We start from the raw sequence: 12,870 nt of genomic DNA, 5'->3' as shown, positions 1-12,870 counted from the left end.
GCCGGATCTGTCGGCGGAACGTCGGCGAGCCGAGGCCCCGGGCGCGAGGGAGGGTACATACCTCTGATCCCCCGGTGTCGACCACCATGACTATTCAAGGAGCCCGCGTGTCGACCGACGCGATTCTTCCGTTCTTCTCGGACTGGTTCCGATTCGATCTTGCGGGCGCGTCACCGGTCGTCACGCTCACAGCCGTGGTGTTGTGTGGCTGGTACCTGGGTGGCGCGATCCGGTTGTGGGCGAACGGTCGCCGATGGTCGATCCCGAGGACGATCTCGTTCGTACTCGGCTGCGCGCTGATGTTCTGCATCGCGACCTTCGGGGTCAACAGGTACGCGTCGGTGTCTGTCACCGCGTTGATGTTTCAGCAGATCACTGCGATGACGGTCATCCCACCTTTGCTCATTGTCGGTTCCCCCGGGCGCCTTCTGCTCCGCAGTACCCCGCGCTACAGCGCCAGCCTATTGCTTCTGAAAGCGGCTCTGACCGGGCTGCGATCCACGTGGGCCCGCGCTCTGCTGCATCCGCTCTTGCCCATCGCGATCGCACTGGTGGTGTTCCCCGGCCTCTACCTGACCGATGGCATCAGCCTCGTGATGGGCAGTCGCGTCGGTGCGGACCTCCTGCTTGCCTTCTTCCTGCTCGTAGGCCTGGTCGCAGCGGTACCGCTCTGGTCTTCGGATCCGCTTCCACGTGCACCGTCGTTCCCTGCCCGTCTGATCGACATCTTTGTGGAGATCCAGATCCACGCCATCCTCGGCCTAATCCTGATTCGTGCCGGTGCTCCGCTGTTCGCTGCTTATGAGAGTGAGAGCCTGGACGCCGACCCGATGTACGACCAGGCTGTCGCCGGCATGCTCCTGTGGACCTATGCAGAGTTGCCGCTTCTGATCGTGCTCATCGTCTGCCTGTCACGATGGCATTCCCGTGATCGCCGACGGGCACGCCTGAACGAATCCCGCGAGGACGCAGAGCTGGAAGAGTACAACGCCTATCTCGCGCAGATCGATCAACGAGGACGAGCCTGACGGAGCGCGCCCAGGGAAGGTCCGTGTCTTTGGACGAGTTTATCGATCGCCTGGGAGAGTCGGAGTTTCGGTGCGCCGTTCGTGTCACTAGATGGACGCCGCGCGAGCATGAGAATGACAGAACTCTCCGGATGCGAGATCTCCGCAGTCCTGCACGATCCAGCCCGGTGAAACACGACGACCCGTGAAGGATCACCGTGAACAAACGGATCGCAACGGACGCCGCGGCCGCACAAGACTGCGGTTGCGCACCCACCGCCGCGGAGCGTGAGTCGCTCTGGGCGAAGAGCATCACGCGACGAAACGCCTTCGGCCTGGGTGCGCTCAGTGTCGTTGCTCTTGCCGCATTCGGCGTCACCTCCGGAGTTTCAGCTGCACACGCGGCCTCCTACCCCAGCTGGGATGATGTCCAACGCGCGAAGAACAACGAGGCCGCCAAGGCTGCTGAAGTGACGCGCATTGAGGGCCTGATCAAGTCCCTAACCCGAAAGGTCGCCGAGACGGAGGCAGCCGCGAAGACCGCGTCTGACGAGTTCTTTGCAGCGCAACAGGAGTACTTCGCTGCGATCACCGAAGCCGAATCCCTGCAGGCTCAGGCGGACGAGCAGGCCAAGATCGCCGATGAAGCAGCGCGCAAAGCCGGCCAGGTAGCCTCCCAACTCTACAGGAACGGAGGCGACGACACCGCTCTTGAACTGTTCTTCTCCGGCTCCGGCGACAACGCCGATGAGCTCTTGTCCCGGCTGGGCACCATGGAGAAGTTCCTCGAGTACAACAAGTCGATCTACGACAAAGCGGCCTCGTCACGCAACGCTGCGCAGTCCCTTTCCGATCAGGCGCAGGTGGCACGTGAAGAACGGGACCGCCTTCAGCAGATCGCTGAACAGAAGATGGAAGCCGCTCAGCAAGCGGCAGAGGCAGCGAAGATCGCACTCGACGAACAGGCGGCGAATCTCGACACGATGAAGGCGCAACTGGCCGCTCTCAAAGACACCACCACGCAAACCGTTGCCGGATACCAGGCCGGCGTCGCGGCACGAGAGGCTCAGGAGAAGGCCCGCCGCGAGCGGGAAGCCGCGGCGGCCGCCGCCAACGGAGGAGGCAACGGGGGAGGCGGCGGATCCGCAAAAAGCGGTGGATGGGTCCGCCCCCATGGAGGGTCTCGCAGTTCAAGCTATGGTCCAAGAACGCCGATCTGCGGGCCTCAGGGCTGTTCGTCGAGCTACCACTACGGCGCGGACCTCGCCAACGGATGTGGGGCGGCGATCTATGCCGCTAATTCTGGGACAGTCGACTATGCCGGCGCAAATGGTGGCTACGGAAACTACGTTCGCATCCAGCATGGCGGGGGAGTGGGCACCGGTTACGCGCATATCAAGCCCGGAGGGATCATCGTGCGGCGCGGTCAGTGGGTCAACTCCGGGCAAGTGATTGCCTACGCCGGAAACACCGGCCGTTCCTTCGGTTGCCACCTGCACTTCGAGGTCTACATCAACGGCGGATACACAAACCCCGTCAGGTTTATGGAGGAGCGCGGCGTCTACGTCTGAGAACAGCCGCCCGACCGTATCCACTCTCCGGGCGTTCTGCGCTCTTGTGAGGCTGGGAATGAGCGCACGTCCATTTCAGTGTCCAGCGGTTGCGGGGGTCGGTGAGGTCAAGATAGGCCTGAGTAGGAGTGCAGGCCCTGGAAGTACATGTTGACGATCGTGAAGTTGAAAAGCACGGCGGCGAATCCGACGATGGACAACCACGCGGACGGTGATCCTCGCCAGCCGCGGGTCGCTCTGGCATGGATGTACCCGGCGTAGAGCACCCAGATCACGAAGGTCCACACTTCTTTGACGTCGAACCCCCAGTACCGACCCCAGGAGTCATTGGCCCAGATCGCGCCGGCGATCAGGGTGAAGGTCCAGAACATGAATCCGACGATCGCGAAGCGGTACGCGAGCGTTTCCAGCGTGTCGGTGGCCGGCACGGTGTTCAGGAAGCTCGGTCCTGGCTCCTGACAAGCGTCGGCCGACGCTCGGGCGAGTCGGCGTGTCCGCCGGTTCTGCAGCAGTTGGGTGATGGATATGCCGCAGGCGATGGCGAACAGGGCGGTAGCCAGCGATGCGACGAAGACGTGGATGACGAGCCAGACGCTCTTGAGTGGATCCATCAACGGCACGACCTCGACGTAGAAACTGATCGACGAGCCACCGAGAAGGAGCACGATCATGCCGATGAGGAACGCGCCGAGGAAGCGGAGGTCGTAGCGCCGCAGAACGGCGAGGTAGACCGCGACGATCAGGACGGTGCCTGTGAGGGCGAACTCGTACATGTTCGCCCAGGGGACGCGTTCGGCGGCGATGCCACGGGTGACAGTCCCTGCCACATGAAAGAGGAAGGCGAGCGCCGTCAGCGACGTCCCGATCCTCGCCCACAGTAGTCGAGGCCTTTGCGACGGTGGAACCCGGATGCTATCCGGCGACTCTCGCGGATCCTCCACACCTAGAAGGGCTCGGGTGTGCGAAGAACTGCCGGCTGCGACGAGCTCATGTTGGCGTTGCGGTGCTGGTGTGCGGGCGGCGCGTTGCGCGAGGTCAATGCTGAAAGCGACGAACGCCAGCAGGTAGGTGGTGATCGCGGTCCACACGAGCAGCAATGAAATGCTGTCGAGGGACAGCGGGGCGACGTCATTCATGCGAGATCATCCTCTCGATCAAAGGGCAGTTACGGGCGATGGGGTGCCGAGCTGGTAGAGAGGACAGGTCAGCCCGCATTCGCTTCGAGCCAGCTCAGCGAGTCAACGGCTTGTCCGTCGATATACACCTCGAAATGCAGGTGGTTCGCGGTAGACCGACCAGTGCTGCCGACGAGGCCGATCAGTTGACCCGCGGACACGGTCTGCCCGACGCCGACCTCACGGCTTCCGGAGCGCATGTGCGGGTACACGGTGCTGACGCGCCGTCCGTTCACGACCGATTCCAGGACGATCGCCACGCCATACGCGGAATAGCTATCCTGCGAAATCCTGACGACCCCGTCGAGAGCCGCGAAGACCGGTGTCCCGCCCTCGGCCAGCATGTCGGTACCCATGTGCGCACCGCCGCGCGCCCCGAAGCGGTCGCCTACGGTGAAGGGCCCGCCCAAGGGCCAGCGCACGAGACCGCTTCCTGGTGAGACCATGCTGAAGTCGAAGCGAGCCGAGGTGACCTGGGCGTTGGCGGTCGCTCTGGCAGCAGCAGCTTCGGCAGCCTTCCTCTTCGCGATCTCATCCGGTGTCGTCGCGGAGAAGGTTCCCCGCTGAAGGGGCGACGGCAACACGTCGGAGGCGACAACCAGGGATTGCGAGTCACCCGCGGCGACCTGTTGAAGAGTCCGCGGGTCTGCGGGATCTACGGGCGGGCTCGCAAACGCGGGGAGAGCGAAGGTGGTGATGAGCGCGCCCACCACGACAAGGATCGCCGCCTTTTGCGCCGACCGTTTGATGGTTGGGTTCTGGCGGGATCGCCGCCGCACCGTGCGGTGACTCGATCTTGGACGGGCGTGGCGCTGATCGTCGAGTACGCGATCTCGCCCTGTCGTCGCGTGCCTCTGGGGTCGGATCGGTGGCGCCGAGCAGTCGGCAACAGGCGTGCTCTTTCGCGTGTGGGTGATCTTCACAGCGACTTCTCCGATGTCTCGTTTCGCAGCTCAGCCGCGTGACGCATCGCGAGATCGTCGACGGCGCGCTGCAGGGCCGGGTCTTCCCCTCGTGCAAGGCCCGCATACTCGACACGCACGCCGGATGCGCTCGCCCGCGCCTTGACCCAGAGGCGACGGCGAGGAACGAAGAGCCCGGCGAATAGCCCCAGCGTTGCGAGCAGCGAGAATCCCAGCACCCAACCGCTACTGGGATCGTGCTGTATCTGAAGTGAAGCGAAACGCTTCACCGGCTTCTCTGCGGAGATCGATTCCCAGGTCACCGTGCCCCAACCGTTCGGCAGATCGACCGTTGCGCCGGGGGTGAGTTCGAGGGACTCCTGGTTGCTGTCCCCGCCGGTGTGCTGCGTGAGTCCACTCACATCGAGCGTGTAGACGGACCGTGGCGTGCCGTCGTCGATACCGAGATCACCGCTGAAGACGTTGAAGGTCAGTACTGGGTTAACGACGTCCGGGTAGATCGAGGTGTAGGCGCCAGAGTTCAACACGCCGCGCGTGGGGTAGAAGAATCCGACGAGTCCGACTTGCTCTGGTAAGCCATCCGGAACTTTGATGATGCCAAGTGACGTCATGTTCGAATCCTGAGGGAGGAAGGGCTGCGATTCGCTGTAGACGACCTCTCCGTCAGCGTTGCGGACCGTGATGGTGGGGGCGTATCCGTTCCCGAGCAAGAAGATGCGGTCGCCTCCCACGGCGATCGGGTAGTTCACGATCACGTTCTGCTTGCGATCTTCCCTACCGAGCTGGCGGATCGTCACCTGCGCGTCGAAATCTCCAGCTTGTCCTGCTCCGGCGCTCCCCGGAAGTCGATATGAGACGCCGAAGCTGTCGAGTGTCAGGGAGTAAGGGGCAAGGCCTGCGCCATCGACGAAACGTCCCGGGTTGAAGGAGGAATAGTCGCTTAGCGCGTTGACGAAAGTAGTGCCTTCCACAACGACGCGTTGCCCGGTATAGGCGAACGATCCTCCAATCGCGACGGAGATGAGAACGCCGACGAGGGCGACGTGGAAGATCAGGTTGCCCGTCTCACGAAGGTACCCTCGTTCTGCGGAAACAGAGAAGGCACCACGCCCGTCGTAGCGCTCCACCCGATATCCCGCCTTACGCAACTGCGCTGCGGCGATGTCGACCACGCCCGCCGCCGTGACGTCGCCAGCATCCGGAAACGTGACCTCGGCGTATGCCGGCAACCGATGGAGTCTGGCCGGGGTGCGGGGAGGGTGCGAGCGCAGCGCCTTGTAGTGATACTTCGCGCGCGGGACGACACACCCGATCAGCGAGGTGAACAGCAGAAGGTATATCGCGGAGAACCAGGGCGAGAGGTACACGTCGAACAGCCCGAGAGCATCGGCGATCGGGAACGCCTCTGGATTGTTTCTCTCCCATTGGGTGACACCGTTCGGATCGGCACTGCGCTGCGGGAACAGCGACCCGGGGACCGCGGCGATGGCGAGCATGAGGAGCAGAAGAAGCGCGGTGCGCATGCTGGTCAGCTGTCGCCATGCCCAGCGGAGCCATCCGGTGGGCCCCAAGGATGGTTGGGCGACCTCGGCAGGCACGGCAGCGTCGGCATGATCGCTGGGGCGCAGCGGATCCGTCATCATTTCCGTTCGGGCATCAGATCGGGAGGGGGACATTGATCACCACCTGTTGCAGTTGGGACATCAGCGTGGCCCATGCACCGGTCACCATGAGCACACCGAGGGCGATGAGCATCGACCCTCCGAGGATGTTCAGTGCGCGGATATGACGGCGCAGAAATTTCACGGATCGCGATGCCCAACCCCATCCGGCCGCGAGCACAAGAAACGGGATACCCAGGCCCAGCGAGTACGCAAGCCCCAGCAAGCCCGCGCGGGCGGGATCGCCGAGATTCCATGACATCGAGATGATTGCTGCGAGCGTCGGGCCAATGCAGGGCGTCCACCCCACTCCGAGAGCGAACCCGAGCAGCGGCGCCCCGATCAGGCCAGCTCTGCCCTGAACGCGCGGACGAATGCTCCGCTGGGCGATACCGAAGAACCCGACGAAGATGAAACCGAGCACGATGATGACGACGCCAAACATCCGGGTGAGGATGTTGGCGTACTGCAGGAGCACGAGACCGAAGGCGCCCCCGAGTACTGTCACTGCGACGAAGACGACCGTGAAGCCGGCGATGAAGAGGGCAACACCCGCAAGGAGTCGGGCACGTTCGGGTGACACTGCTCCGCCCGGTCGAGATGGGCCGACGGGAGCGACCGTTGCGCTTCCCAGATATCCGAGGTAACCCGGGACGAGCGGCAGGACGCACGGGGAGACGAACGACACCAGGCCCGCGAGGAGTGCGACGGGAATCGCGACCCAGAGAGCGCCATCGACGATCATGGTTCCAGGATTCATGGTGAATCCTCGTCGAGCGCGTCGCTGACCAGGGTCGACAGGATCGATGCGCTGGCCAGCTGCCCGATGATCCGCGCGGCCACCCGTCCTTGCCTGTCGATGACGAGGGTGGTCGGTGTCGCCTGAATCGGCGTGACCTGTGCAAAGGCGAGCTTGACTCTCCCGTCGACGACATCGATAACGCTCGGGTAGGTGACGCCGTTGTCTTTGGCGAAGGAGAGCGCCGTGGCCGGCTGGTCGTAGGTGTTGACGCCGAGGAAAGATACGTCCTCGTCCTTGGATTTCTGCCAGACCTGCTCGAGGAGAGGCGCCTCGACGATGCACGGACCACACGCGGCGTACCAGAAGTTCACCACCAGCACGTCGCCCAGGAAGTCGTCGCTGGAGACGGCCTCACCGGTTTCCGTGACCCCCTCGAACACGACAGCTTCGCCGCGCGCGGATTTGGGGATCTCTACGACTTGGAAGTCGCCGGCGATGTACCCTTTCTCGTCGCCTTGTCGGTACTGCTGCGTAAGTGAGTCGTTTGAGGCGCATCCAGCCAGAATCCCCAGAGAAAGTGTCGCTGCAAGGAGGGAGCGCGTGAGTCGACGGGCACGGGCTCGATGTCGGTCGATCCGCTGATGAGCATGGGGTGAACCCTGGCGCCCATCGGAATCGGGTTCGGTGTGGGGCTGTCCGGCCCGTTTGGGTTTCATAACTGGATCCTGCATGGGTAGATGAATAGGTAGCACCCTGGTCACCACGTGGAGCAGATGGTCATCGCGGATCGGGTACGGTGTGGGCCTTCGGCCAAGGAGTTCCATCGGGCTGTCGCTCGATGGAACTCTGGAAGTCGGCCGCGAGACTCAAGAGATGTGGCGCCTCGCCGACCTCATCAAGCCCGCTGCTCACTGTTGCCCGAGATCCGTGTGCGGGGGGGGGGGGCTTGGTGTCATCACCGGAAGCGGTCTTGGCCTCCTGGAGGCGATAGCGGCAACCCGACCTTGGAGGGGACGCTGGGAAGACGACGGCAGACGTGGTTCACCGGGAATTCGCAGCACTCCCTTCTGTCACCAGGGGCTCAGGTCCGCGAAACCCGGAGTTGCGCTAGTGAAAGGGCGGTTTGACGCAGAAGAGGAGCAACGACGACTAGCGACAGTGCGAGAATCGCGGCCAGTCTTCGATCGGGGAGGGCTGGGCGTCGGTACAAGCGAATCGCGAGGACTGTGAAAAGTAGACCACACATGACGCCGAGGATGCACATCATCGGTGTCATGAGCGGACCAAACCCGCCCGATGTGCTTAGGATGCTATCTGTCTCTGTCACCTTCGAGGCGGACACCAGATCCGCATCCGTCTGCTCGACTTGGAAGAGAAGGTTAGAGAGGGAAGCGCCAGCGCCTTCAACACTGGGGGAGCTCGAGCACGCGACGCCCAGTACGAAGAGAAGCGCAACGCAGACGCTGATAATGAGACTCGTTATCGATGCGCGTCGACGGCTGCTCTCGTGTCGGGAATCGGGCGACATCGAGAGCATCTCTCTAAGCATACCTGGACATGAGATGAGCGTGTTCCGGCGAAGCGGCTAGGACAGTCGCAGACTGAGTGGACGTGGCACATACCCGCGCGTCATGGATGAAACGGGCTGCATCTGCACCGGCGAATTGGGGGCCGATGGCTACGGAGCGGTGGAGAAATCACTCCACGGCTTAGGCGGTCGCACCCGCCGACGATGAGAGTCTCCATGCATCTGCCTGCCAGCATCCCCAGTCCCGACCCGAGTTGGGCAAGCTTCCAGATCGGCCCCTCACCATCCGCGTATGCGTTGTGCATCATTGCGGGGAGCATCGCAGCGGCCCTGATCACGGAAAGACGGCTTCGTCGTTCTTGCGATCGGCGCGGTGATCTTTGTCGTCCAACAGTCCGTCATCGCCTTCCGGAATCCTCGCCAACCTTCCGGGAGCCAGTACCGACGGCGTCGACCCGCGAACGTCGTCCGGTCGAGGGGAACTCGGTGGATGAGAATTTGGCCACAGGCGGGGACGGAGGCAGGGTCGGAGTGTTGGCACAGCGGCGTCCGAAGAGGTGCCGACTAGTTGTAGTGTCCAGGCAGGTTGTTTGAGAGCCGGGTGATCGGTGGGAGCTTTCCGATGGCAGTGTGGGGCCTGTGATGATTGTAGAAGTGCAGCCATTGTGGGAGGGCTGCGCGGCGGGCTGATTCGGAGTTGTAGTGCTTCACGTAGGCCCAGCCGTCGGCGAGGGTGCGGTGGAAGCGCCCGATCTTTGCGTTGGTCTGTGGACGGCGTGGGCGAGTGAACTTTGGTGCGATGCCGAGGTCCGCGCAGGCGCGTTTCCAGGCGTGGGATCGGTAGGCCGAGCCGTTATCGGACAGGACGCGCTCGACGCGGACACCGTGGTCGGCAAACCAGGAGACCGCGCGTCGGAGAACGCCGATGGCTGTCTCGGCGCGTTCGTCGTCGTGGATCTCCGCATAGGCAACGCGGGAGTGGTCGTCGATGACGGTGTGGATGAACGCGTAGCCGAGGATCTCGTGACGGCGCGTGTTTCGAGCCAGACCAGGTGTGGATTGACGGTTCCTGGCGCCTTGCTGCTTGCCGACGAAGCGCCAGCCGCCGCCGTTGGGGATGTTGCCGAGCTTCTTCACGTCGACGTGGATCAGCGAGACCGGGTGGTCATGCTCGTAACGTCGGGCGGGCTCACCGGTCTTCACATCGACGTGCGTAAGGCGGTTGAGGTGGCAATGGGTGAGGACAGCGTGAACGGTGGAGCGCGACATCTCGAGTCGACCGGCGATCTGAACAGGGCCGAATCGTTTACGAATGCGCAAGTGGACGATCTTCTTGACCAGGTACGGATGCGAGTGAGGTCGGGAGGACCGATCCGCCATGCCGGCGTCACCGAGCTCGACATATCGTCGCGCCCATTTCTGAGCGGTCGGCCATCCGACGCGAAAGTAGTCGGCCGCCGCCGCGACCGTCCATCCCTCGTCGATGATCAACTGCGCGATACTCAGACGTTGGCGCGGCGTCAGCGCCGCATTACCGAGAGACACGAGAACCTCCGGGACTTGAGCGGGTGTCTAAGCAGCTCGACTCTGACCGGAGGTTCTCGTCATGTCACGGCAACCAGATCAAACAACGTCCCTGGACACTACAACTAGTCGCGCGTCTTTTCCTGCAGCCATGCCACAGGGTTGACCTTCCCGTCATCGGTCGTGATCTCGAGGTGCAGGTGCGCCCCGAAGCTTCTGCCCGTGTTGCCGACGAGACCGAGCTTTTGGCCAGCGCCGATGTTCTGTCCTTCGAATACCTTCAGCGATCCGTACTGCATGTGGGCGTATCGGCTGAAGACGGTCTGACCGTCGACAACGTGCTCGATGTACACGGTCACGCCGAAGGCGCCTCCTTGTTCGGTGGCGATGCGCACCACTCCACCGGCGATAGCCTGGATCTCTGCTCCCTCCCCGGGGGTGAAATCGGCGCCCTCGTGCTGCCGGCCACCACGGGGGCCGTAGTTGGAAGAGGTGGGGACGCCGACGGGGAATGGCCATTGCACGGCGGCGTCCGGGTCGACAGGGTTGCTTCCGGTGAAGTGCCTGATACCCGCCACTGCCGCGATATCCGCCGTGGACGCGACGCTGAAGCCGCTCTGCCTGTCCAACGTTTCGGTGCGGACCTCGCCGGGAGTGACGAAGGCCTGGATCTGATCGTCTGGCACCTGAGCGGCCTGCGCAGGGGCGCTGTACCGGGTCGCGGCGCCTAAAGCCTGGCCGCCGACGACGGCGGCGGGAAAGGTCATCCCGACGGTGAACGTCCCTGCTACAACCAGAGCCCCGATGGCGGCCAGCTTCCGACTGACGCGGCGCGCATGGTTGCCTGCGGGGGCAGAAAGCGTCATGCGCGGCGATCTCACGGTGGCGGGGTGGGATGCAGAGGTCGTCGATACGGTCTCGGTCTCGGTCACGGCTTCGCTCGCCGGGATGGAGACGGTCCGGATCCGTTCCTCCTCCGAGGTGCGGACGGATTGCTCGCTCACGGCGGAGGATGATGCCGCTCGTCGTCGCCGCAGGTCAGCGCGGGTGAGCGGTCGGTTCTTATCGACAAGGGAGGCGGCGTGAGGTTCCGGCTTGGCGATGCGGTCTCGGCGCAGACGTACTTCGGGAGCCGCGTCGTGGGTGCGGGGCACAGTCAAGGGGTGGTTCTCCTCTTCAGCGGGCGGGGTCGACGATCGGGCTGGCGTCGACGAAGATCGAGTACTCCGGCGGCGGCAACGAGCGTGAGCGCCGCCACGGGGATGAGCACGGACAGCCACGGAGCGAGAATGACGCCTGCCGTCAGACCGGTCCGCAGCTGAACCTCGGTGATGTCGGCGGCGGCGACGTCGACGCCGATCGACTGGATGGTTGTCCCCGTGGGATCGATGACCTGGCTGGTGCCGACGGTGGAGACGTTGATCACCGTTCTTCCTGTCTCGATCGCGCGCATTCGCGCGAAGGCGAGCTGCTGCAGGTTCTCGTCGGAGCCGCGGAAGTCGGCGTTGTTGGTCTGGAACACGTAGAGCTCCGCTCCGCCCTCGACGCCGGCGCGGATCACGTCGTCGAAGATCACGTCGAAGCAGATCGCCAGGCCCACACGGGTGGTGCCAACGGTGATGATGGGAGGGTTCGTCCCGGGGGTGTACTCGCGCTGGATGAGCCGCACGAGATCCGGTGCGATCTTCTCATACAGCCACCGATCTGGGACGTACTCGCCGAACGGCACTGGGTTCACCTTGTCGTGAAGCTGAGGCTTATCAGCCCCGGGCGTCCATAGGATCGAGGTGTTGAAGGTCTTCTCTTCGCGGGTGGTTGCGGCGTTGACCAGGAGCGGTGATCCCGCGGCAGTAGCGATCTGATCCAGCGTCGTAGCGGTGTCGCGATCGCGGAGCGGATCGGAGTCGACGGCTCCCTCCGGCCACACGACGAGATCCGTCTGCTTCCCATACAGCGACGCGGTCGCCGAGGAGTAGGCACGGAGGATATCTCCCGGTGACTTGTCATCGAAGTATCCGGAAGGGCCGTTGCCCTGCACCCACCCGACGGTGAAGGTCCCGGCGCTGGTGGTCGGGAACTGGGGTGTCACGGCGAGGACGCCGATGATGACGACGGGGAAGAGGGATCCTTGCGGGAAGACTAGCCCGCCGGCGCGAATCCACTGCACCAGCGCGGCAGATGTCACGGCAACGAGGAACGAGAGCCCTGTGACGCCGATCCACGACGCAGCCTCCGGAAACGGACCATTGACCTGGGTCATCCCCAGGCGGGCCCACGGGAACCCGCTGTACGGCCAGGAGCCGACGGCGACTTCCCGGGCAGTCCACAGCCCCCCGATCATCACCGACACGACGGCGAGCTGGATCGCGCCACGGGGCGGGAGGCGGCGTGTCCATCGATAGGCGAAAGAGAGAGGGATGGCTCCGAGTCCCAGTAAGAGCGTCTCCAACCCGGAAAGGGCGAGACGGGGGACGGGCCCGAGGAACTCGCCCACCCAGGCGAGGTGGAGGGTGTAGAAGCTGGCGCCGAACAGGAGCCCGACTGCAAGGGCGCCCCCGATGCTTCGTCCGATCAGAGTCGCCAGGGAGAGCCCGACGCCGATGAATGCGAGCGGCCACCATCCCACATCGGGAGTGGACAGATCGAGAAGGACACCTGCGACGACGGCGAGGGGCAGCGCGGTGCGCAGACGCAGCATCGGCGTGTCGGGAAGTCCCGAGGAGTGGGCTGTAGGAGATG

General features: G+C 63.8%; 10 protein-coding genes. 2 read left to right on the top strand and 8 right to left on the bottom strand.

Annotation, left to right across the window (positions count from 1 at the left end; genetic code table 11):
• Window positions 1-107: 107 nt before the first annotated feature.
• Window positions 108-1,028, top strand: a complete 921-nt coding sequence (locus M3C17_RS10470) for a cytochrome c oxidase assembly protein (protein WP_259977663.1) — start codon at window positions 108-110, stop codon at window positions 1,026-1,028.
• Window positions 1,029-1,225: 197 nt separating this feature from the next.
• Window positions 1,226-2,578: a M23 family metallopeptidase gene (locus M3C17_RS10465; RefSeq protein WP_259977662.1), complete on the top strand. Its 1,353-nt coding sequence runs from the start codon at window positions 1,226-1,228 to the stop codon at window positions 2,576-2,578.
• A 107-nt stretch (window positions 2,579-2,685) separates the two neighbouring features.
• Here M3C17_RS10465 and ccsB read toward each other — a convergent pair whose 3' ends face one another.
• The 8 genes from ccsB to lnt form a co-directional block, all read right to left on the bottom strand.
• Window positions 2,686-3,714, bottom strand: a complete 1,029-nt coding sequence (ccsB, locus tag M3C17_RS10460) for a c-type cytochrome biogenesis protein CcsB (protein ID WP_259977661.1) — start codon at window positions 3,712-3,714, stop codon at window positions 2,686-2,688.
• Between the two features lie 68 nt (window positions 3,715-3,782).
• Entirely contained in the window at window positions 3,783-4,676 is an 894-nt protein-coding gene (locus M3C17_RS18790) for a M23 family metallopeptidase (RefSeq protein WP_311198443.1), read from the bottom strand.
• Window positions 4,673-6,352, bottom strand: coding sequence for a cytochrome c biogenesis protein ResB (locus tag M3C17_RS10450; protein WP_031207745.1), 1,680 nt, complete (start codon window positions 6,350-6,352; stop codon window positions 4,673-4,675). Before M3C17_RS10450 ends, M3C17_RS18790 begins: the two co-directional genes overlap by 4 nt.
• A complete protein-coding gene (locus tag M3C17_RS10445) occupies window positions 6,333-7,097 on the bottom strand; it encodes a cytochrome c biogenesis CcdA family protein (RefSeq protein WP_021200794.1) in 765 nt (254 codons plus the stop codon). Before M3C17_RS10445 ends, M3C17_RS10450 begins: the two co-directional genes overlap by 20 nt.
• Window positions 7,094-7,795, bottom strand: coding sequence for a TlpA disulfide reductase family protein (locus M3C17_RS10440; RefSeq protein WP_311198442.1), 702 nt, complete (start codon window positions 7,793-7,795; stop codon window positions 7,094-7,096). The genes M3C17_RS10445 and M3C17_RS10440 overlap by 4 nt, the downstream gene beginning before the upstream one ends.
• Before the next feature lie 1,376 nt (window positions 7,796-9,171).
• Window positions 9,172-10,152 (bottom strand): IS481 family transposase, encoded by a 981-nt coding sequence (locus M3C17_RS10435; RefSeq protein ID WP_021200792.1) that lies wholly within the window; start codon window positions 10,150-10,152, stop codon window positions 9,172-9,174.
• Between the two features lie 104 nt (window positions 10,153-10,256).
• Entirely contained in the window at window positions 10,257-11,135 is an 879-nt protein-coding gene (locus M3C17_RS10430; protein WP_021200791.1) for a M23 family metallopeptidase, read from the bottom strand.
• 152 nt (window positions 11,136-11,287) lie between these two features.
• A complete protein-coding gene (lnt, locus tag M3C17_RS10425; RefSeq protein WP_259977660.1) occupies window positions 11,288-12,829 on the bottom strand; it encodes an apolipoprotein N-acyltransferase in 1,542 nt (513 codons plus the stop codon).
• Window positions 12,830-12,870: the final 41 nt, after the last annotated feature.

Origin of the sequence: Microbacterium sp. p3-SID336, assembly GCF_025143365.1 — a bacterium.
Lineage (GTDB): Bacteria > Actinomycetota > Actinomycetes > Actinomycetales > Microbacteriaceae > Microbacterium.
This window is presented reverse-complemented; position numbering and strand designations above follow the sequence as displayed.

Excerpts from the sequence above, each read along its gene's own strand:
- ccsB (WP_259977661.1), bottom strand. The coding sequence starts at position 3,714 with ATGAATGACGTCGCCCCGCTGTCCCTCGACAGCATTTCATTGCTGCTC.
- M3C17_RS10450 (WP_031207745.1), bottom strand. The coding sequence starts at position 6,352 with ATGTCCCCCTCCCGATCTGATGCCCGAACGGAAATGATGACGGATCCG.
- M3C17_RS10445 (WP_021200794.1), bottom strand. The coding sequence starts at position 7,097 with ATGAATCCTGGAACCATGATCGTCGATGGCGCTCTCTGGGTCGCGATT.
- M3C17_RS10440 (WP_311198442.1), bottom strand. The coding sequence starts at position 7,795 with ATGAAACCCAAACGGGCCGGACAGCCCCACACCGAACCCGATTCCGAT.
- lnt (WP_259977660.1), bottom strand. The coding sequence starts at position 12,829 with ATGCTGCGTCTGCGCACCGCGCTGCCCCTCGCCGTCGTCGCAGGTGTC.